General features: G+C 61.2%; 19 protein-coding genes and 1 pseudogene. 4 read left to right on the forward strand and 16 right to left on the reverse strand.

Features of this window, described 5'->3' with window-relative positions; translation table 11 throughout:
* Window positions 1–2: 2 nt before the first annotated feature.
* Together imuA and lexA are read right to left on the reverse strand one after the other, a co-directional pair.
* The gene (gene imuA / locus KW846_RS07885) at window positions 3–620 is read right to left on the reverse strand and encodes a translesion DNA synthesis-associated protein ImuA (protein WP_218481860.1); all 618 of its coding nucleotides are present in this window, start codon (window positions 618–620) and stop codon (window positions 3–5) included.
* A complete protein-coding gene (gene lexA, locus KW846_RS07890) occupies window positions 620–1,237 on the reverse strand; it encodes a transcriptional repressor LexA (protein ID WP_007973328.1) in 618 nt (205 codons plus the stop codon). Before lexA ends, imuA begins: the two co-directional genes overlap by 1 nt.
* A 1,242-nt stretch (window positions 1,238–2,479) precedes the next feature.
* Between lexA and KW846_RS07895 the strand changes: the two are divergent.
* Window positions 2,480–3,198: pseudogene (locus KW846_RS07895) on the forward strand (ATP-binding cassette domain-containing protein).
* A 70-nt stretch (window positions 3,199–3,268) separates the two neighbouring features.
* Here the strand turns inward: KW846_RS07895 and KW846_RS07900 are convergent.
* The 11 genes from KW846_RS07900 to KW846_RS07950 form a co-directional block, all read right to left on the reverse strand.
* Window positions 3,269–3,547: a DUF971 domain-containing protein gene (locus tag KW846_RS07900; protein ID WP_218481861.1), complete on the reverse strand. Its 279-nt coding sequence runs from the start codon at window positions 3,545–3,547 to the stop codon at window positions 3,269–3,271.
* A complete protein-coding gene (locus tag KW846_RS07905; RefSeq protein WP_218481862.1) occupies window positions 3,544–4,506 on the reverse strand; it encodes a HEAT repeat domain-containing protein in 963 nt (320 codons plus the stop codon). The genes KW846_RS07900 and KW846_RS07905 overlap by 4 nt, the downstream gene beginning before the upstream one ends.
* Window positions 4,503–5,351, reverse strand: coding sequence for an ABC transporter ATP-binding protein (locus tag KW846_RS07910; protein ID WP_015094858.1), 849 nt, complete (start codon window positions 5,349–5,351; stop codon window positions 4,503–4,505). The genes KW846_RS07905 and KW846_RS07910 overlap by 4 nt, the downstream gene beginning before the upstream one ends.
* Window positions 5,351–6,133 carry an ABC transporter permease gene (locus tag KW846_RS07915; RefSeq protein WP_218481863.1) on the reverse strand — a complete coding sequence of 261 codons (783 nt, stop codon included), beginning with the start codon at window positions 6,131–6,133 and terminating at the stop codon, window positions 5,351–5,353. Before KW846_RS07915 ends, KW846_RS07910 begins: the two co-directional genes overlap by 1 nt.
* A gap of 138 nt (window positions 6,134–6,271) precedes the next feature.
* Window positions 6,272–7,678 (reverse strand): ABC transporter substrate-binding protein, encoded by a 1,407-nt coding sequence (locus KW846_RS07920; protein ID WP_218481864.1) that lies wholly within the window; start codon window positions 7,676–7,678, stop codon window positions 6,272–6,274.
* 258 nt (window positions 7,679–7,936) lie between these two features.
* Window positions 7,937–8,182, reverse strand: coding sequence for a ferredoxin family protein (locus tag KW846_RS07925; RefSeq protein WP_003180418.1), 246 nt, complete (start codon window positions 8,180–8,182; stop codon window positions 7,937–7,939).
* Between the two features lie 26 nt (window positions 8,183–8,208).
* Window positions 8,209–9,939 (reverse strand): fumarate reductase/succinate dehydrogenase flavoprotein subunit, encoded by a 1,731-nt coding sequence (locus tag KW846_RS07930; protein WP_007973338.1) that lies wholly within the window; start codon window positions 9,937–9,939, stop codon window positions 8,209–8,211.
* Window positions 9,936–10,688: a GntR family transcriptional regulator gene (locus KW846_RS07935; RefSeq protein WP_218481865.1), complete on the reverse strand. Its 753-nt coding sequence runs from the start codon at window positions 10,686–10,688 to the stop codon at window positions 9,936–9,938. The genes KW846_RS07930 and KW846_RS07935 overlap by 4 nt, the downstream gene beginning before the upstream one ends.
* Before the next feature lie 166 nt (window positions 10,689–10,854).
* The gene (locus tag KW846_RS07940) at window positions 10,855–11,823 is read right to left on the reverse strand and encodes a Gfo/Idh/MocA family protein (protein ID WP_218481866.1); all 969 of its coding nucleotides are present in this window, start codon (window positions 11,821–11,823) and stop codon (window positions 10,855–10,857) included.
* A gap of 16 nt (window positions 11,824–11,839) precedes the next feature.
* Entirely contained in the window at window positions 11,840–12,727 is an 888-nt protein-coding gene (locus KW846_RS07945) for a Dyp-type peroxidase (RefSeq protein WP_218481867.1), read from the reverse strand.
* A 300-nt stretch (window positions 12,728–13,027) separates the two neighbouring features.
* Window positions 13,028–14,068 carry an AraC family transcriptional regulator gene (locus KW846_RS07950; protein WP_218481868.1) on the reverse strand — a complete coding sequence of 347 codons (1,041 nt, stop codon included), beginning with the start codon at window positions 14,066–14,068 and terminating at the stop codon, window positions 13,028–13,030.
* A gap of 238 nt (window positions 14,069–14,306) precedes the next feature.
* Here KW846_RS07950 and KW846_RS07955 point away from each other — a divergent pair, with 238 nt between their 5' ends.
* Complete coding sequence (locus KW846_RS07955; RefSeq protein WP_256356656.1) at window positions 14,307–15,224, forward strand: transporter; 918 nt, start codon at window positions 14,307–14,309, stop codon at window positions 15,222–15,224.
* Window positions 15,225–15,329: 105 nt separating this feature from the next.
* Here the strand turns inward: KW846_RS07955 and KW846_RS07960 are convergent, their stop codons facing one another.
* The 3 genes from KW846_RS07960 to KW846_RS07970 form a co-directional block, all read right to left on the reverse strand.
* Window positions 15,330–16,538, reverse strand: a complete 1,209-nt coding sequence (locus KW846_RS07960) for a DSD1 family PLP-dependent enzyme (RefSeq protein ID WP_218481973.1) — start codon at window positions 16,536–16,538, stop codon at window positions 15,330–15,332.
* A gap of 74 nt (window positions 16,539–16,612) precedes the next feature.
* Window positions 16,613–18,007, reverse strand: coding sequence for a D-arabinono-1,4-lactone oxidase (locus tag KW846_RS07965; protein WP_371321730.1), 1,395 nt, complete (start codon window positions 18,005–18,007; stop codon window positions 16,613–16,615).
* 22 nt (window positions 18,008–18,029) lie between these two features.
* The gene (locus KW846_RS07970) at window positions 18,030–18,416 is read right to left on the reverse strand and encodes a cytochrome c5 family protein (RefSeq protein ID WP_218481870.1); all 387 of its coding nucleotides are present in this window, start codon (window positions 18,414–18,416) and stop codon (window positions 18,030–18,032) included.
* A gap of 253 nt (window positions 18,417–18,669) precedes the next feature.
* Here KW846_RS07970 and KW846_RS07975 point away from each other — a divergent pair, with 253 nt between their 5' ends.
* Both KW846_RS07975 and KW846_RS07980 read left to right on the forward strand, forming a co-directional pair.
* Entirely contained in the window at window positions 18,670–20,295 is a 1,626-nt protein-coding gene (locus KW846_RS07975) for an NADP-dependent glyceraldehyde-3-phosphate dehydrogenase (RefSeq protein WP_218481871.1), read from the forward strand.
* A 44-nt stretch (window positions 20,296–20,339) separates the two neighbouring features.
* Window positions 20,340–21,380 (forward strand): FUSC family protein, encoded by a 1,041-nt coding sequence (locus KW846_RS07980; protein WP_033047715.1) that lies wholly within the window; start codon window positions 20,340–20,342, stop codon window positions 21,378–21,380.
* Window positions 21,381–21,384 lie beyond the last annotated feature (4 nt).

Consider the following 21,384-nt stretch of genomic DNA (forward strand, 5'->3'; position numbering starts at 1 on the left):
CCTCAATGCCCCACGGCGAAGGCAATCGGCACCGAACGGGCCAGGCCGCCGCGGCACTTGAGCACGCGCAGCTGTGCCGGCCGGGCATCGATGGCGATGCGCAGGGCCGCGGGCGAAGGGTTGATCGCTTCACTGAGGGGACGATAGGCGAAGGCCAGGGTCTGGCCGGTTTCCGCCGCCACCTGCAAACGACGCAAGGCGCGGTCATCGGCCTTGTGCGGCCAGCACAGCACCGCGCCGCAACTGCCCGAACGCAGGCATTGCTCCGCGGCCCACAGCGCATCGCGCTCGCTGGCCCGGATGATCGACAGCTGACGCAGATCGACCCCGGCGCCCTGCCACGCCTGGGGATACGGCACATAAGGCGGCGCCACCAGCACGATGCGTTCGCCCGCCGCCGACAGCCGTGCCAGCGTGGGCCACACCAGTTGCAACTCGCCCACGCCCTGCCCGGCCAGCAGGATTTCCGTCAGCGCCGCCTCCGGCCAGCCGCCGCTGGGCAATGCCGCGTCCAGCGCGGCATGCCCAGTGGGTTGCGGGCTGGCGGCCGGCGGCGCAGGCCGGCCCCTCCAGACCTGGCCGCCATTGAACAGCGTATCCAGCGCAACGACGGCCCCCATCAGCCTTGCCTCACCAGGCCACAGAACACGCCTTCGATGGCCAGGTCCTGATCGGCGTGCACAATGATCGGCTGGTAGGCCGGGTTGCGCGGCAGCAGGCGAACCACATCGCCGACCCGCTCGAAGCGCTTGATGGTGACTTCACCGTCGAGCCGCGCCACGACGATCTGGCCGTTGAGCGCCTCGGGGTTGCGGTGCACGCCCACCAGATCGCCATCGAGAATGCCGTCCTCGATCATCGAGTCACCGCGCACCCGCAACATGTAGTCCGGCACCCGCGAGAAAATCGACGGATCGAGCAGCAAGCGGCTATGGATTTGCGCATCGACCCCGATCGGCGCACCGGCCGCCACCCGGCCAAGCACCGGGATGTCCAGCAACTCGGGACGCGGCGGCTGCCCGAGCAGGCGAATGCCCCGGGCCTGATGCGGGTTGACCTCGATAAACCCGGCTTCGGTCAGCGCCAGCACATGCTTGCGCGCCACACTGCGGGAGGCGAAACCGAACGCCTCGCTGATCTCGGCGAGGCTCGGAGGCTGACCGTGCTCGGCGATGCGATCGCGGATGAAGGTCAGGATGGCGGTACGGCGGGGAGTCAGAGTCGTCATGGAGTACATTTGTACTCTTTCAGCATTTACCTGGCAAGGACTTGTAGGAGCTGTCGAGTGAAACGAGGCTGCGATCTCTTGAGGCCAGAGCAAAAAGATCGCAGCCTGCGGCAGCTCCTACAGGAGGCCGGTTCAGTCCACGGATAAAACCTGCCGCTCGTCGCCTTTCTGAAAAAATCAGCATTTGAAGAAAATAAAAATCCATACAAAAGTACAAAACGCGCACTTACTCCTACAGAAATACTTTACTCAGAATAGCAAGATCATTTCTGTGTGCCGAAAACTAAAACACCGTTTCAAAAAGGAATTCCACGGATCCACATTTGAACCCGCACCCACTAGAACCATTAAGTTTCCCAATCACATGTAGGAGATATCTTAAAAAGCCATAAGAAACCCCCCTACAACATCACTTGCACCCAACGCCAAAATCAACTAATCAATACCCGGCAGCAAACCACAAACGAAAGCTAACTAAAAAAAAACAACCTCAGGGTGGCACCATTCAATGACTAAAAACATTTTACCCAGAGCGCTCTCCCTAACCTCCATATTCATCAAAGAACAACTAAAAAAAACCATCGCCTTTTTCTGGATCATGATATCCCCTTGTGCAATGTTCTATTTTTTTGCAACAACCAGGCAAGACCCCAACTATTTCTCCGGCAATTACATTACGATTTCGGCATGGTTTTATGCCTACATCTCTTCAAGTGTCGCACTATTCGGATTCGCCTTTTACATAATCGGAAGAAGGGAAAGCGGATTCACCCGATCATTTATTTGCTCCAGGGAATCAAAACTGATTTTTCTTTTATCGCACTTCATTGCGCACTCGCTAATATCAATATCTTATTGCGCAACCTTTTACTTGACGACCAAGCTTCCATTTGGAAACTACGCCCTCGGTGAACTACTGAATCTCGCACCACGCTTCTACATCTGCTTTATCATGTTTTGCGCTCTCGGGGCTGCCTTCTCATTGCTACCGATCAATTTTCAGAACTCGAACACTTTGCTTTCCATTTTTTCGTTCTGCATGTTGATCCTCGGAGTCATGAGTGCCAGCAGACCAAACCCCATCACCGACGTATTGAACCTCGCAAACCCACTGACACTTGCAAGCCAAATAATGGAACAAGGCCTTGAATCCAACAAACTCATCACAGCTGCAATAGTTCTTTTGTTTATTTTTGTACTGTACAAAACGTTCAAGCACCTAAGAATAAATCCCGTATGGAGCAGGTACTGATGAAAAAATTCACGGCGCAGAACATTGACTTCTCCTATACAGATACGCCCCTCTTGACCCGGGCATCTCTTGAGGTTGCTCAAGGCGACATTGTCGGCATTCTGGGGCCCAACGGATCGGGAAAAACAACCTTTTTCGATATCGTCTGCGACCTTAAAAAAGCAAAATCCGGCCTCATAAAAAACGACTTCAATCACTTTTTATACCTTTCCCAAATCATCTCCACGCCCCCACCGCTGCGCATGCGTGACATATTTAAGATGGTGACTGCGCTGTCATCAAACGAGCCCATGACGCAAGATAAAACCCTGAAGAAACTAAGTGCCTGGAGCCCAGCGATCGTTAACCGATACCAGGACATATGGAACAAAAAATCATCGCTGTGCAGCTACGGAGAGACACGCTGGTTCTTTACGCTTTCCCTTCTTTCAATATCTGCAGATTTTGTGATTCTCGACGAACCTACTGCCGGCGTAGACCCGGAATTTCGTCACTATATCTGGCAATGTCTTCACGGCGCTGCCAGGGAGGGCACGCCATTCTGGTTTCCTCGCACAATGTTGATGAAGTCATTAACCATTGTGATTATTTTTATATGATCAGCCAGCAACGCTTCAATCGCTTTAACAGCGGCAGTGAGTTCATGCAGAAGTATGGAGTAAACACTGTGGACGATGCGTTTATCCGGGCCGTTACTGAACCTGTATTCGCAACATAAACCACCGGAAGCGTACGCGGGGGGAGCTGCCGCAGACCGCGACAACTCCCGATGAGGAATGGAATTCGATTCAGTCGGTAAGTCCAGCCAGATACGCCCACGGATAAATCCCCCGCTCATGCCCATCGCTGAAGACCAGTTGCAGGCCATAGCCCTGGGGGTTCAACTCGATCACCCGCACCCGGGCATCCACCAACGGCGCCGCCCCCCGCAATCGAAACGCCCGACACTGCGAACACGGGCACTGCCGGCGCAACTCGGCGTGGTCCAGCAGTTGTTCGCGACCATCGGGCCAGTTCAGGCGCAGTTGTTGTTTGCTGCGGGAGTTACCCACCGCCAGCGGATTCATTGCAGTTGACTCAAGGCAATGCGCACGGCCTTGCGCACTTCCGGGTCGCCGTCGTGTTGTGCGGCCTGCAATGGCGCAATGGCCCGTGGGTCGTTGAGTTCGCCGAGGGCCAGCGCGGCTTCCTTGCGCAAGTTGCTGATGCGGTGGCCGAGGGTGTCGATCAGCGCATCGAGCGCAGGTACAAAACGCAAGCGACCGAGGCTGCGGGTGGCGCGCAGACGCACCTGCCAGTAATCGTCGCCCAAGGCGTCGACCAGGGCCGGGCCGGCGTCGGGGTGGCCGACTTTGCCCAGGGTGGTGGCGGCTTCTTCCCGGACTTGCCAGGCATCGTCCCGCAAGGCCTGGCGCAGGGCCGGCAGCACCAGGGCGTCAGACGCCAGGCCCAGCGCACCGGTGGCGGCTCGCCGCACGTCGGTGTCCGGGTCGGCGCTGGCCAACTGCGCCAGTGCCGGCAAGGCATCAAGCTGCTTGAGCCAGCCAAGCACCCCCACCGCCTCGCGGCGCACGCTAGCGCTTTCATCGTCCAATGCCCGGGCCGCCGCATCGGCGGCATCGGGGCAACGCAGCTCGCGCAACGCCCTGAACGCGGCAATGCGTACGCCGCTGTCGGCATGCCCGGTCCACGGCAGAATGACCCGGCCCGCCGCTTCGCTCTTGAGCAGGCTGAGGCTTTGCGCAGCGGCCGCCTGCACCGCCGGGGATGGATCCGTCAGGGCCTGGCACAAGGCTTCGACCACGGGCGCGTCCTCCCAGGCTTCCATCAACCGGGCGGCTTCGGCGCGAACGTCTGCACTCGGGTCTTCGGCCAGTCGATCGATCAACCACTGCAGGCCGTCCGGCTCCTCGAGATCGGCCAGTTCGATCAGCGCGATCCGGCGTACGCCGGGGTCGTCATCGGTCAGCCGTGGTTGCAGGGCCAGAATGTCGTCGTTATCGGTTACATCGAATAGTGAGGTCATAGGGCAAATCGCGGCAGTTTGTTTTCAGGGGGAAGTCCGAGCGGGTTCAGGCGCGGCAGTTGCCGGCCGTCTTCGTGCCGCAGGAGTTCGAGGCAATGGCGCTTCAGATGCGAGAATTCAGGGCGGGTCATCAGTTCCGTGCTGCGCGGCCGGGGGAAGTCCAGACGCAGGTCTTCGATGATTCGCCCGGGGCGCGAGCTCATGACCAGCAAGCGGTCGGCGAGGAACAGCGCTTCGTCGATGTCATGGGTGACAAACACCACGGTGGTGCGGATGCGCGTCCAGATGTCCAGCAGCAGTTCCTGCATGTTCAACCGGGTCAGGGCATCGAGGGCGCCGAAGGGCTCGTCCATCAGCAACAGGCGCGGACGGTTGACCAGCACCCGGGCGATTTCCACCCGCTGCTGCATGCCACCGGACAATTGATCGGGCCAACGCCCGGCAAAGCCTTCGAGGCCCACCAGGGCGAGGATTTCATCCGCCGCCTTGAGCCGTTCGACCTTGCCGACGCCACGCATTTTCAGGCCGAACGCCACGTTGTCACGCACCGTGCGCCACGGAAACAGTGTGTGCTGCTGGAACACCATGCCCCGTTGTGGCGATGGCCCCGACACCGGCGCGCCATCCACGCTCAAGCTGCCGGTGCGCGGTTGCAGGTGACCGGCCAGCGCGCCGAGCAAGGTGGATTTACCGCAACCGGACGGCCCGAGGATGCACACGAACTGCCCCGGTTCAATCTGGCAGTCGAGGCCCTGCACCGCTTCGAAAGCCCCGTGGCCCTCGCCCAGGCTGATCGACAACCCGCGGATATCGATACGCCCTTCCAGGTGTTGAAAAACGCTCATCAGGCTTTTCCTCGTGGTCGATGCCAAGGCGTGAACAGCCCGCCCAGACGCTTGATCAACAGGCTGCTGCCCATGCCGAGCACGCCGATCAGCAACATGCCGACGACAATGTCGGCGTAGTTCTGGATGGTGTAGGACTCCCAGGTGTAATAGCCGATGCCGAATTGGCCGGAGATCATTTCCGCCGTCACCAGGCAGAACCACGAGGTGCCCATGCCGATGGCCAGGCCGGTGATGATGCTCGGCGCCGCGCCCGGTAGAACGACCTCCAGCAGGATGGCCCGGCGCCCTGCCCCGAGGCTTTTCGCCGAGGCGATCAGCCGTGGGTCGACGCCTTCGACGCCGTGAACGGTGTTGAGCAGGATCGGGAACAGGGCGCCGGTGAAGGTGATGAACACCATCGACAGTTCCGACGAGGGAAACATCAGGATCGCCAGGGGAATCCAGGCCACGGCCGGGATCGGCCGCAGCACTTCCAGGGGCGGCAGCAACAGATCTTCGGCCCATTTCGAGCGGCCGATGGCCAGGCCCAGGGCCACACCGATGATCAGCGCCGCGAGGTAGCCGGCGAATACCCGGCCGAGGCTGCTGCTCAGGTGCTGGGCGAGTTTGCCCGAGTCGCCGAGGCCAAGAGCGGCTTCAATGACCGCCAAGGGTGTCGGGACGTTGGCGAAGGTCACCAGGCCAAGGTTCCAGTGGTGGCTGGCGGCAAGTTGCCAGAACAGCAGGCAGAGCAGCAGTGAAGCGGCTCTGGGAATCCAGCGTAAGAATGATCGGTACACAATTCTTCCTCACAACCCTGGACCCTTGTGGGAGCGGGCTTGCTCGCGAAAGCGGTCGGACATTCAACATTGATGTCGACTGACCCACCGCTTTCGCGAGCAAGCCCGCTCCCACATTTGATCGAGTCGTTCTAGGGGTTAGCGAGCGGCCACGGCCTGGGTCGTGGCATCGGTGAAGTCGAATACCTTGCCGCCCTGCGCCGTGGCGAACTGTTGGGCCTGGCCTTTGAGCAGGAACGCGCTCAGCCGCCCTTTCCCGTCGGTGGCAAACCACGCCTGATCCGCCAGCAACTTGATCCCGCTGTCGCTGGCCTGGGTGTACACCGCACGGATGCTCTTGCCTTCCTGTTTCAACGCTGTCAGCGCGGTAAATGCCAATTCCGCCGAGGCGTACTGACGGACTTTCGGCTCGCCACGCACCCAGATTTCCGCCACATGGCTGAATTCGGTGATGGCTTTGCCGCTTGCCGCATCGACGGCCTTGAGCGGCGTCTGCTGGTAATTTCCAAGCTGCGCGCTGTAGTCCAGATTCGAAGCCTTGAAGGCGGCGCGGATGTACTGGTCGTCGATGAAGGTGTTGAGATCGAGACCGCGATCGGCCTTCTTCAACAGCTTGAGGGTATCGATGGCGGTGCCCACGGCCTGGCGGTATTCCGGCTTCCAGCTCAGGTCGCGGGTCTGCACGCCGAGGGGGCCATGGAACAGGTAGTTGACCTCGGCATCGACCCCGGTGACCTTGGCGATCAACTCGCTGTATTTCTCCGGTTCAGCCGCCAGCAACTGGTTGGCTTCGATACTCGCCCGCAAGTAGGCGACGACGATTTCCGGGTACTTTTTCGCATAGGCCTGATCCACCAGCGCACCGTGAAAGGTCGGCGCATCGGCCTGGGAGCCGTCATAGATCTTGCGGGCGAAACCACGGCTGGGGAACAGCTCGGCGAAGGGTACGAAGTCGGCGTGAGCATCGATCTTGCCGGCCTGCAACGCGGAGCCGGCGACTTCCGGCGGCTGGGCGATGATGTTCACGTCCTTGAGCGGGTCCCAGCCCTGGGCCGCGACAGCGCGCAGCAGCATGCCATGGGCGGTGGAAGCGAACGGCACGGAAATCGTCTTGCCCTTGAGTTCGGCCAGCGACTGCACGCCCGACGCGCTCGGCACCACGATGCCGTTGCCACTGCCCTTGGTGCTGCCCGACAACACGCTGATGAACAGGCTGTGCTTGCCCGCCGTTTCGAAGGCCACGCCGTTGAACGCGCCGGGGAAATCAGCCATGGCGCCGAAGTCGAGTTTGCCGGCGACCATCTCATTGGTCAGCGGTGCGCCGCTGGTGAAGTTTTTCCACTGCACCTCGTATTGGGCGTCTTTGTAGGGGCCGTCGTGGGGCAGGTATTTGTCCAGCAGGCCGAGTTCGCGAATCAACAGGCCACCGGCGGCGCAGTTGATGGTGGTGTCCTGGGTGCCGATGGCAATGCGGATGGTTTCGGCCGAGGCCGACAGGGTGAAGGAAGCCAGTACCAGACCGGCCAAAGCTGCACGCAACATCATGAGTGTTTCCCCTCGAATCATTTATAGGATGTTCGTCTCCGCCACGATCAGGGCGTGGTGGGAAACGAGGGGTGTTCTGGATCAGGCGTCCGGTGGTGGCCGGATGGCTTTAAAAATTATTTGAACTGGTCACGATCCCCTGTGGGAGCGGCGGTGCGACGATTCGACTTGCTCGCGAAGGCGGACTGACATTCAACATTGATGTCGACTGACCCACCGCTTTCGCGAGCAAGCCCGCTCCCACATTTGATATGTGTTTCAGCGCAGCAGGTACGGGATTTCGACTTTCACCGCCCCGGTCGGGCAATCCTTTTCACAGGGCATGCAGTACCAGCATTCGTCGAACGCCATGTAGGCCTTTTGCGTGGCGGGGTTGATCGCCAGCAGGTCCATCGGGCAAACGTCGACGCACACGGTGCAGCCTTTGTGGGCGATGCATTTGTCCTCATCGACCGTGACCGGTGCGTTGGAGCGGAAGAAGATTTCCTGGGGTTGGTAAGCCATGTTCGGTCTCTCTTTTGTGGTCGGCATCAAGCCGCATCGGCACCGACCCGCAGCCGGTCGTAGGCCTGCATCTCGTCGGCATCCAGCGGGATGATGTAAGGCTCGACGGCTTTCCTGAAACTGCTCATCAAACCGTTTTCGTCCTTCTTCAGGTGGCAATGGCAAAACCAGTCGCGGTCGTTGCGCTGGGGGTGATCGACGCGATGGTGGTAAAGCCCCCAGCGGCTTTCAGCGCGGAACAATGAAGCGCGGGCGGCCATTTCGGCGCAGTCGCGGATCATGCTGACTTCCATGGCGCGCATCAGCTCGTGGGCGTTGTGGGCCTTGATCTGGTCGAGGTCGCGCTGGATGTCGCTGAAGCGTTGCAGGCCGATCTGCATCTTCTTCGTCACTTTCGGCGGTTGCAGGTAGTCGTTGACGAAGCGCCGCAGCTTGTACTCGACCTGGGCCGGTGGCAGGCCGTGTTCGCGGTCCAGCGGTGCATAGACCCGCTGTTTTTCGCTTTCGATCTGCGCGGCATCCAGCGCGGAAAACTCACGCCCGGCGACAAAATCCGCCGCGTTGTTGCCGGCAAACCAGCCATAGGTGAACGCACCGAGCATGTAGTTGTGCGGCACTGCCGCCATGTCCCCCGCCGAGTACAAGCCCTTGACCGAGGTCTCGGCCTTCTCGTTGACCCACACCCCCGACGCCGAATGTCCGCTGCAAAAGCCGATTTCCGAGATGTGCATCTCGACCATCTGCGTGCGGTAGTCGGTGCCGCGATTGGCATGGAACTGGCCACGGCTCGGACGCTCGTTGCTGTGCAGGATCTCTTCGATGTTCTGGATGGTTTCCTCGGCCAGGTGATCGAGCTTGAGGAACACCGGGCCGTTGCCGCTTTCCAGCTCCTGATGGAACTCCCACATCATCTGCCCGCTCCAGTAGTCGCACTCGATGAAGCGTTCGCCCTTGTTGTTGGCTGTGTAACCACCCAGGGGGCCGGTGACGTAGGCGCAGGCCGGGCCGTTGTAATCCTTGATCAGCGGATTGATCTGGAAGCATTCCAGGTTCGCCAGCTCGGCCCCGGCGTGGTAGGCCATCGAGTAGCCGTCGCCGGCATTGGTCGGGTTTTCGTAGGTGCCCATCAGGTAACCCGAGGACGGCAGGCCCAGGCGGCCGGCGGCACCGCAGGCGAGGATGACCGCCTTGGCCTTGATCACATGGAAGTCCGCCGTGCGGCAATCGAAACCCATCACGCCGTTGACCGCGCCCTCTTCATCCGTCAGCAAACGCGTGCACACCAGGCGATTGGTGATACTCACCCGCGCGCGCTTCAACTGGCGGTACAGGACTTTCTTGATGTCGTGCCCCTCCGGCATCGGCAACACGTAAGCGCCCATGTGGTGGACCTTCTTCACCGCGTAGTCGCCGGTTTCGTCCTTCTCGAACTTCACGCCCCAGCGGTCCAGTTGCTCGATGGTTTCGAAGCTGTGGGTGGCATAGGCGTACACCGCGGCCTGGTTGACGATGCCGTCGTTGGCGATGGTGATTTCCTTGGTGTACTGCTCCGGTGTCGAGTGGCCGGGAATGATCGCGTTGTTCAGGCCGTCCATGCCCATGCTGATCGCACCGCTGCGCTTGACGTTGGCCTTGTCGATCAACAACACCCGCAGGTCGCGGTTGCGTTCCTTGGCCTTGATCGCCGCCATCGGCCCGGCGGTACCGCCGCCGATCACGACGATGTCGTATTCCTGCTCCAACGTGCTGCGCGTCATGCCTGATCCCCTTTTTGCCGGTCGATCCGCAGGCGGTACTGGAAGGCATCGCCACGGTAGTAAAGGTGTTCGAAATCCACTGGCCGGCCTTCGGCGTCGTGGGTCAGACGCTCGATGCGCATGATCGGCGAACCGGGCTCGACGTTCAGCGCCTGGGTCAGGTCGCTGTCGGCCAGTACCGCATCGATGGCCAGGTCAGCGTGACCGAGCGCCAGGCCGCAGTCGTTTTCCAGGATCAGGAAAATGTCGCGGGTGACCAGGTCGGCTTTTTCCAGGCGCTCACCAACAGCTTTGGGCAGGTAGGTGATTTCCAGGGAAATCGGCTCGCGATTGATCAGGCGCACCCGTTTGATCTGCGCCACGACCTCGCCTTCGGCGACCTGCAAACGCTCGGCGACCAACTTGTCGGCAGCAATGAACTTGAAGCTGCGCAGGCGGTTGATCACCTCGTAGCCGCGACCGGTCATGGACTCGGCCAGGCCTTGCAGGGTGCTGACGTTCTGGAAGGTTTTCGGCTTGGCGACGAAAGTGCCCTTGCCGTGGATCTTGAAGATCAGCCCTTCCTTTTGCAGGTCACCCAAGGCCTGGCGCACGGTGATGCGGCTGACCTTGAACAAGGCGCCAAGCTCGCTTTCGGAAGGCATCTGGCTGTCTTGCGGGTATTCGCCGTCGAGAATGCGGGCGCGCAGCACGTCTCGCAGCTGGGTGTGCAGCGGGACGCTGCTGAGGGATAGAACGTTATCGGTCATGGCAGATCACTTGTTATAACGAGTTATGACGTGATCTTAGAGAGGTTATGACACGCTTGAGAAATACCGAATGCGCATAAGGTTAGATTCACCGGTAAAAGCAAAAGATCGCAGCCTGCGGCAGCTCCTACAAGAGCTGCCGCAGGCTGCGATCTTTTGACCCCGCTCAGCCGCGCTTGAGGATCCGGTCCATCACCCAATCGGTCTTCAGCGCCTCTGCGGCCGCAGCCGGATGCTGCACCTCACCACGAATATGCGCATTCATGCCCAACACGTGGTGCCACTGAATGTGCGCGTGATGCTCGATGGTCAGGCTGAGGTCCTCGTCGGCGTGCAGCTCGACCGGGTGCTCGTCGAACACTGAAAAGCTGATCCGGCCTTGACTGCCAATCACTTCGACCCGGTCTTCTCGGCGATCGGCGGCGAAGTTCCAGCAACCCATCCCCAGTGCCCCGCCGGCAAACCGCCAGGTGGCGCTGACGGCATCTTCGGCCGCGTACAAACCGGCCTGCCGTGCGGTGAACCCGGCGACTTCGACGATATCGCCAAACAGGTACTGAAACAGGTCCAGGCCATGGCTGGCCAGATCGGCGAAGTAGCCACCACCGGCAATCGCCGGATCGGTACGCCAATTATTCGCGCCCGCAAGATCCGCTGCCGACGGGGTTTTGGTGAGAGTCCAGCTCAAGTGCCGGACCTCACCGATCCGCCCCTCCTCCAGCCATTGCCGCACTTGCCGGAAGCGTGGCAGCGAACGCCGGTAATAGGACACGAACAGATGCAGCCCGGCATCGGCGAACACCTGCTGCATCTCGCGACTTTGCCCGGCGTTGAGCGCCATCGGTTTCTCGACGCAGCAATGCTTGCCGGCGGCGGCCACCTGCAAGGCATAGGCGTGATGGCTGTCGGGCGGAGTGGCGATGTATACGGCGTCGACCTCGGGATCGTTGATCAGCGCATGCGCATCGGTGTAGACCCGCGCGATTCCGTGGCGCGCGGCGTAGTCGGTGACGGCTTCCAGGCGCCGCCCCATCACCGCCACCAGCGCCGATCCAGGCGCCTTGTAGAAGGCCGGTGCGCTTTTGCGTTCAGCGACACTGCCACAACCGATCATGCCCCAGCGCACCAGGTTCATACGCTCTCCTTGCTGTTCAGTCGATACGCAATGCGCGCAGGTCCAGTCGACCGTCCTTGAGCGGCGGGCACCAGTAGTAGCCGCCGGTGACCGGACGGCTGATGCGGTACAGGCCGTCGGTGATGCCATCTTCCAGGCCACTCATGCGGCGCAGTTGGGCTTCGAAGGCGTCGAGGGAGAAACCGAAGGCCAGGAACATCAGGCCGGCGCGGTCACCTTCGATCCACGGCATCGAGCGGCGCACCACAAAGGCCTCGGGCGCAAAACTTTCCTGGGCGGTACGTTTGACGTGGGCGGAAACCGGCGCATCGTCGATCTCTTCGTTATCGCTCAGGCGGCGGCCCATGATGTTGTCTTTCTCATCCGCCGACAGCCCGTGGAAACCTTTCAGGTCATGCTGCCACTGCTGGATCGCGGCGAAGCTGCCACCCACCGTGCCGTCCGCGCCTTCAGCCACCAGTGCAGCAGCTACTGCGGCTTCGTCGTGGGGGTTTTCGGTGCCATCTTCGTAGCCGGTCAGGTCATGGCCGGTCATGTGGCGGAAGGTTTCGTTCATCTGCACCAGACGCAACGCCGGGGCCAATGCCGCGGTGATGGCGTTGCTGCGGTTGAGCAACTCGCCACGGTCTTCGCCGTGCAGCCAGCACCAGAGCGCGTGTTGGGTCGACGGATTGTCGACGCCGACGCCCGTCAGCGCCGGGAACGGCCGCAGTCCTTCGATCTGCCCGTCCAGCGCCTTGACCAGGGACTCGCCGAAGCCGGCCACCACCGACTTGCCGTCCACCAGCCCTTGCAGGTTATCCAGCGCGGCCGGCAGTGCAGCGGCGGATTCGAGCGCGAAGAACATATGGCGGGCTTGAGGAGGAACGGGGGTGGCGAGAATGCCCGGCTGGTAATGACTCATATGAACTCCTTGAAAAAGAGCATGGAGTTTAACCGGTGTGTGAGGTTTTGTGTGCCGATGGAGGTCAAGAACCTGTGGCAAAGGGGGCTTCTGTGGTGAGTAGGACTCTGGGTGAGCGGGCTTCTGTGGCGAGGGGGCTTGCCCCCGTTGGGTTGCGAAGCCGCCCCAAAACCTGCCGCCTCGGTATGACTGGAAATGTAGGGGACCGCTTCGCGCTCCAACGGGGGCAAGCCCCCTCGCCACAGAAGCCCGCTCACCACAGAGTCCTACTCACCACAGAAACCGCTCACCACAGAAGGATCAGACTACGCTGGGGCTTTCACTGCGGAACGCACTCGGGCTCATGCCGGTCCAGCGCTTGAACGCCCGGCGAAAGCTGCGTACATCGCTGTAGCCGACTTCCTCGGTGATGCGTTCGATGGACATGTCCGGGTTGGCCAGCAGGCTCATGGTGCGGGCCTGGCGCACTTGTTCCAGCAGTGTTTCGAACGTCAGCGCGTGTTCGGTGAGGCGCCGACGCAAGGTGCGGCTGCTCATGTTCAGGTCGCTGGCGATTTTCTCGATGTGGCTGCCCTCGGTCAGGTCCCGGGCAATCGCCCGTTCCACCGCCTGGATCAGGTCCATTTTCTGGTGCACCTGCGCGGCTTCCAGTTCGAGCAGTTTCACAGCCTGACGCAGGGCCAGGGAGTGGTGATTGGGCAACTGGACGTCCAGCCAATGCCCATCGATCACCATGCGGTTTTGCAGGCAACCGAAACGCACTTCCGGCCCCAGCAGGCGCGAATATTCGCCGAGATAGTCCGGCGCCGCATGGATGAATTCCACGGCCATCGGCTTGAAATCCGCCCCAACCAGGGCCCGGCCGTACACCAGCAGGCTGGCGAAAAACTCCTCGACCGCGAACAACTGCACGTCGGCGAACGGCAAGCGGCATTCGACGTCGACAAATACCCGGTCACCCGCCTCCTCCACACTGGACACGACAATGCCGCCCGAGGTGTGTTGATGGCGAATGCCCAGTTCAAAGGCATCGCGCAGGGTCTTGCACAGCGACAACACATGCCCCAACAGCCCCAGCGTGCCGAGCACATTCTGCGCGCCGACCCACAGGCCCAGCCCCTGATTGGGCAAGGCCTTGAGCGCACGCTGAATCATGGCCACGGCCTGGCGATAGGAAATGCGCTGCGCCGGATCCTGAAGGTCTTCAAAGTCAAACCCCAACCCCCGGCACAGGCTCTGGGGGTCGATGCCTTTGTGCTCGGCGACTTCGGCCAGGGTTTGCAGGAGAAACGGCGACACCAGCGCCAATTCGAAGGTGGGATCGATCACTTTCATTTGCATGGGGCCATACATTCCGGGACGAGCTGCATTCTTATTTTTGTAACCGGTTATGTCGAAGGAAGTTAGCACAGCGTTCAAAGGCTGTCCGCAGAAGTCCCCCTAAATGGCCGCCAATACCCTGCCTTGCAGGGCGCGGACAGCTTATTTCTATGGGGCGGCCCTCGTAGGGATGCCGGACAGCCCGCCAACAATAATAATGAGTACACCCATGATCGCGACTCGCACGACACTTCCCCTGATGGTCATCAGCCTGGCCGGCGTCTGCGCCCTGCAACCGGCCCTGGCCACCGAGGCTGGCGTGGACAACATCGGCCCCGGCACCGACGGCTTTTTCATGTTGCCGCTGTCGCCCGACAGCCTTCCGGACAACATGGTTGCGTTCAACCTCTACTACAACCACTACAAATCCACGAAGCTGAACATCAGCTCCCTCGGCGGCAAGGTGCCGAACGTCGAGATCGAATCCACGGCCGTCATTCCGCGCCTGGATTACCTCAGCCCGGTGCGCGTGTTTGGCGGCCGGCTGGCCGGCTACATCGCGCAGCCATGGCTCAAGCAGGAAGTCTCGGTGTTCGGCCTGCCGCAGGACACCCGCGAAGGCATGGGCGACACCACCATCGCGCCGATCATTCTCTGGGACATGGGCCCGAACCTGACCCTTGGTGCCGCCATTGAAGTCACGGTGCCGACCGGCGAATACAGCGTCGATCGCCTGGCCAACACCAGCAACAACTTCTACACCTACAAACCACTGTTCTCCTTCACCTGGCTGCCGACGGACAGAACCGAGGTGTCGATGAAGACCACCTACAGTTTCAACGAGAAAAACAAGGACACCGATTACAAGTCGGGGCAGATTTTCCACATCGACTACTCCGCCAGTTTCAAGATCACCGACGACCTGATGTTCGGGCTGAACGGCTACTACCTCAAGCAAACCACCGATGACAAACAGTTCGGCCACACCGTGCAGTTCAACGGCCAGGACGTGAACGACGGGGTGCGTGGCCAGGTGTTTGCGATTGGTCCGGCGCTGCACTGGACCTTTCTCAAATACGCCAGCGCGGAGATTCGCTGGGCCAAGGAGTTCGACGTGGAAAACCGGCCTGAAGGGGAAATGCTTTGGGCCAAGGTCAGTATTCCGTATGCGTTTTGACTGAGCTGACGCCTTCGCGAGCAAGCCCGCTCCCACATTTGGAATGCATTCCCCTGTGGGAGCGGGCTTGCTCGCGAAGGCGGTGGCACCTCCACAAAAGATCCTTCAGGAATACACCGACCAGCTATCCACAATCTTCCCACCCCGAACCGCCAGCAGATCCCCAAACTGCAACAACACCGCCTCCGTCTGGGCAGGCCGCAAGAACACCTGGTCCTCAACCCCAAGCCCCACCGCCGCCGAACCATTGACCATCTCCTGGTTCGAACTGCGGCCATACACACCATTGCTCTGCAACCCCGCCGGCGATTCGAACTCCGCCATCCAGTTGCCGCCGTAGATAAAAAACGTCTCGCGCTGATTGGTGTCCCACCAGGAAAACAGCCTGGACTTGTCGTCCAGCGCCGGAATGTTCACCGCCCCCGTACTCTTCAACACCGGCGTAGCGATATAAGCCGCTGGCACATGCTCCACCAGCGACGGCAAGTCATAGTGAGTGGGCTTGAGCATCGCCGTCCCCACCGACACTTCGCTGCTGAGCTGCTCTTGCTCATGCAGGCGATAGCTCGGGCTGCCGGCCGTATTGAGGGTCAATCCTTCTCGCCATAAACCGGGGTATTGCTGACGGGTGAAATCGACGCAGCGCTGGTAGATCATCATCACCTTGGCGAACAGCTCTTCGGGCGAACCCAGAATCCCCGGCACGCCCATGCCCACGAACGGGTCGTAGCCCATGAACCCGGCGAACTCCAGGTGCTGCGGGTGCTGGCTGATCAGCGTCAGCATCTGCCCCAGTACGCCCAGGTCGCTGATACCGCCGCGATGCAGCCCGACATCCAGCTCGATGTTCACCCGCACTCGCGTGCCCAGCCCCTGAGCCAGGGCGAGGTATTGCTGCAAACGCTCTGGCGTATCGAGCAGCCATTGCAATTGCTTCGAAGGGTCGAAAGGCCCCTTGTGCGACTGATAGAACAACTCGGCCGAACGCACCGGCAGCGGCTTGCCCAACAGAATATCGGCCTCGGGAAACTGCACGGCATCATGATTGAGAAAGGGTTGGTGAAACGACATCAGGCGTTGCGTGCCGGCGCGCTGGGCGATGTAGGCCAGAAGCCCCGGTGCCGGCAGCGATTTTTCCACCAGCCGCAGGTGTTTGCCGCCACGCTTGACCGATTGCATCACCACGTCGATGTTGTGATCCAGCCGATCAAGGTCGATCAGCATCACCGGCCGCATCGGCCCGTGGTCCTTGAGCTCGCGGTTGAGCAGGCGGAAATAGTCGCTGTAGGGCGCACCTCGGTCACCCGGCCGCAGCCACGCCCCGACACCCGCCAACAAGGCGCCGACGCCTGCGGCACCCAGCATGAAATTACGGCGATTGACGGCCATCAGCTCACCCCCAGGATCGATGACAAATGCGCATTGAGGAATTTGCCGCTGGGGTCGAGTGCCTGCCGCACCTGGATGAACTCCTGCCAGCGCGGGTACAGCGGCTGCAGGTTTTTCGCGTTCAGCGTGTGCAACTTGCCCCAATGCGGCCGACCGTTGTACTTCCAGAAAATCGGCTCGATGGCGGCGAAGAAGTTGTGATGATCCATCTGGTAATGCTGGTGGACCGAAATCGAACAGCTGTCGCGGCCTTCGAACATGCTCAAGGGAATGTCATCGGCCTTGACGTAACGGTATTCGATGGGGAACCAGGTGCGCAGGTCTTTGTCCTGGATCAGCTTGAGGATCTCGCGCAAACAGGCCGGGCCGTATTCGGCCGGCACGGAATACTCCATCTCGTTGAAGCGCACCGTGCGCACGTTGGCGTAGATGTCGAACGAGTCACCCACCCGGTCATCGAAGCTGGCCAGGTGGCGCAGGTTATTGAGCATCGTGCGGCGCAGGTCCGGGAAGTCGCTGGCGTACTTGTCGATCTTCTCGATCAGGGTGACAAACTCGTTGCCACCCTCCTCATCCGCCGGGACCGGCGGTGTGGCCGGGTCGGTGGTTTCGTTCAGGGCGATCGACAAGGCGTAGTCGGAATGGGTCACCACAAGCATTTCCCAGTGCTGGTTTTCCCGGGTGTTCTTGTCCAGGTCTTCGAGCAGCTCTTCGGTTTTGGCGATCCACTGCCGCTCCCTCAAGCGGTACGCCGGGCGGTTTTGCAGGCGCACCCGGGTTGCCACGCCCAACGCTCCCAGCGACACCCGGGCGGCGCTGAACACCTCAGGATGGCGATTGGCATCGCAATCCAGCACCTCGCCGCTGGCGGTCACCAACTGCAAGCCGCAGACATGCGCCGAATAGGATTGAAAGTGCTTTCCGGTTCCGTGGGTCGAGGTCGAGATTGCGCCGGCGAGGGTCTGGTAATCGATGTCGGCCATGTTTTGCAGGGCCTGGCCGATGTCCTTGAGCGGTATGCCCATGCGTGACATCGGCGTGCCGGCGGCGAACTCGGCTTGCAGGGTTTTCGGATCGTGATCGAGCAACCCCGAAAAATAGCTCAGCGACAGCAAGGTGCCGTCGGTGGGCACCAGCGCGCTGAAGGAATGCGCCGAACCCACCGGGCGGATCTTGCCGGGGGCCTGACGCACCACTTGGGTCAATTCATCCAGGTTCTTGGGCGCCAGCCGCGCCGCCGGCAGGCAGCTCTGGCCGCCCGACCAGTTGCGCCAGGGAATCAACCGCGGCGCGCGCAGCAACTCGGCCAGCGCCGGGGCTGAGCCGAGCGCGGTAAAGGCGCCGATGACGCTCGCCCGTTGCAACAACTGACGCCGTGTCAGGTCCATCGTCATGAATCGCACCCTGCCGTTCTTGTTATTGGATTTGCTGGCCGGACATAAAGGCAATCAGCGCCAGGAACTGTTCCTGCGAACACTGCATGCACATGCCCATTGGCGGCATGCCGTTGTAGCCGTTGATCGCGTGATCGAGCAGCGTGTCGGCGCCCTGCAGCACCCGTGGCGCCCAGGCCTTGATGTCGCCGGTCAGTGGTGCCCCGGCCGCCGGGTTGGCGTGGCAAAGTTTGCAGCTGTTGTCGTAGACCTGGGCCAGCTCGGCGTCGGCGGGCCTCGCGGCACCAGCTTCGCTGCGGGTCGGCGGGTTTTTCGGCTCTTCGCCGCACCCCGCCAGCAACGCCGCAAAGACGCCCCCCGCCAAGGCCAAACAAAGGCTAGGCTTTTCAGTTAATCGGCTTGCCCGCATGGCTGTCCTCTCATGGGCTGCCCGGTCGGCCGGGTGCAGCTTTATTGTTGTGATCAAGGAGAGCTCAACACTAAGGCACTCCACCCGGGCGGGTTGAGGGCATTGGGGGCCAACAAGGGGCGCTTCTGAGGCCATGACGGAGGGCGCCGATAGATCCGCGAACGACAAAACGCTGAGATGAGTCATGACAAGGGTTGCTGAGGTCTGCTAAAACGATTCATCAGTGCATCACCCAATCCAGAGGGGTAGCGACATGACCACAGCCAATATTCTCCAGAACCTGTTCCCGAGCCCCGCCGACATCCCGGAAAAGTACCGCCTCGACGGCCAGACCGAACAGCGTGAGTACCTGGTCGATGGCGTACTGAGAACCTGGAACGGGCCACTGGCCCAAGTCCGCAGCCCGGTGTACCTGACGGGTGCCGATGGCGACGAACAAGTGATACTCGGCAGCACGCCGCTGCTCGATGCCGACACCGCATTGACCGCCCTCGACGCTGCCGTGCGCGCCTACGACCGCGGCCAGGGATTGTGGCCGACCATGCGCGTCGCCGAGCGCATCCAGCACGTCGAAACCTTCCTCGGGCGCATGCGCGAACAGCGCGACGCCGTGGTCAAGTTGCTGATGTGGGAAATCGGCAAGAACCTCAAGGACTCGGAAAAGGAGTTCGACCGCACCTGCGACTACATCGTCGACACCATCAACGCGCTGAAAGAGCTCGACCGCCGCTCCAGCCGTTTCGAACTGGAACAGGACACCCTCGGCCAGATCCGCCGCGTGCCGCTGGGCGTCGCCCTGTGCATGGGGCCTTACAACTATCCGTTGAACGAAACCTTCACCACGCTGATCCCGGCGCTGATCATGGGCAACACCGTGGTGTTCAAACCGGCGAAACTCGGCGTGCTGCTGATTCGCCCGCTGCTGGAAGCCTTCCGCGACAGCTTCCCGGCCGGGGTGATCAACGTCATCTATGGCAGCGGCCGCGAAACGGTCAGTGCGTTGATGGCCAGCGGCAAGATCGACATCTTTGCCTTCATCGGCACCAACAAGGCCGCCAGCGACCTGAAAAAACTCCATCCCAAACCCCACCGCTTGCGCGCGGCGCTGGGCCTGGATGCGAAGAACCCGGGCATCGTCCTGCCGGAAGTGGACCTGGACAATGCGGTCAGTGAAGCGGTGACCGGTTCGCTGTCCTTCAATGGCCAGCGCTGTACGGCCCTGAAGATCCTGTTTGTCCACGAAGACGTGGTCGAGTCCTTCATCGACAAATTCAATGCCAGGCTCGCCAACCTCAAGCCCGGCATGCCCTGGGAAAGTGGCGTCGCCCTGACGCCCCTGCCGGAATCGGGCAAGGTCGACTACCTGCACGCACTGGTGGCGGATGCCGAGAGCAAAGGCGCCAGGGTGGTCAACCCCAACGGTGGCGAGGCCCGGGCGTCGTTCTTCTACCCGGCGGTGCTGTACCCGGTTACGCCGCAGATGCGGGTTTATCAGGAAGAGCAGTTCGGCCCGGTCATCCCCATCGTGCCGTACCGTCATCTGGATACCGTGATCGACTACGTACTGGAGTCGGACTTCGGCCAGCAGTTGAGCATCTTCGGCACCAATCCGGTGGCGGTCGGCCGGCTGGTGGACACCTTTGCCAACCAGGTCGGGCGCATCAACCTCAATGCCCAATGCCAGCGTGGCCCGGACACCTACCCCTTCAATGGTCGCAAGAACTCGGCCGAAGGCACCCTGTCGGTGCATGACGCACTGCGGGTGTTTTCGATCCGCACGCTGGTGGCCACCAAGTTCCAGGAGACCAACAAGGACCTGATCAGCGAGATCATCAGTGGCCGCAGTTCGAGCTTCCTGACCACCGACTACATCTTCTGAGGAGAGCCAGCCTGAGTACATCCAGAGCCGATCGACTGCCACCGCTGCTGCGCCGATTGCTGCGTCCGTTACTGGACCCGTACCGGCGCTACCGCCATGCCCGGGTGATCCACGCGGTGCGGGTGTCGCTCGGCTTGCTGGCGACGATCCTGCTGACCACCGGGATCAAACTGCCCCACGGTGAATGGGCGTCAGTGACCATGCTAGTGGTGATCGGCGGCTTGCAGCACCACGGCAACATCGGCAAGAAAGCCGCCGAGCGTGCCATCGGCACCTTGATCGGCGCCGGTGTCGGCCTGGCGCTAGTAGCACAACAGGCCTGGCTCGGAATGCCCTGGCTGACCTATTTCGCGATGTCGGTGGTCTGCGGGTTCTTCTCGTATCACGCCATCGGCAAGGGCGGCTACACCGCGCTGCTGTCGGCGATTACCGTGTTCATCGTCGCGGGGCATGGCGACAACCCGGTCACCGATGGCTTGTGGCGCGGGGTGGATATCCTGATCGGCATTGCCCTGGCCCTGGCGTTTTCCTTCGCCCTGCCGCTGTACGCGGTGTATTCCTGGCGCTACAACCTGGCCGATGCCCTGCGTGATTGCGCGAAAGTCTACGGGCGCATCATTGACGGCCAGGCCATCACCGCCGACGAACACCTCAAGCTCATGACGCGCCTGAATGCGGCGATGGTGCAACTGCGCTCACTGATGCCGTCGGTGTCCAAGGAAGTGAAGATTTCCATGACCGAGCTCGATGCCATCCAGCGCAACCTGCGCATGTGCGTCAGCACCCTGGAAATCCTTGGCAATACCCGACCGGACGCCAATGACCCCGAGGCCATGACGCTCCTGCAAACGGCATTGAAAGCCGAACATCGCCAGATCCGCGTGCAATTGATCGGCATGGCCCGGGCGTTGAAATCAGGCGCCGCCCAGCGTCTCGATCGGCCCATGGAGGTGCCGCTGGTCAGCCTTGATGCACCGGTCTACAACAGGCTGGATGGCTATCGCCTGCTGACTCAACAACTGGCCGCCAACATCGGCGAGATGCGCCAGCGCCTGGCCAGGAGCGCGCCGCACTGGAACATCTGACGCC

Origin of the sequence: Pseudomonas sp. PDM32, from assembly GCF_019219225.1 — a bacterium.
In the GTDB taxonomy this organism is placed as follows: Bacteria; Pseudomonadota; Gammaproteobacteria; order Pseudomonadales; family Pseudomonadaceae; genus Aquipseudomonas; species Aquipseudomonas laurylsulfatiphila.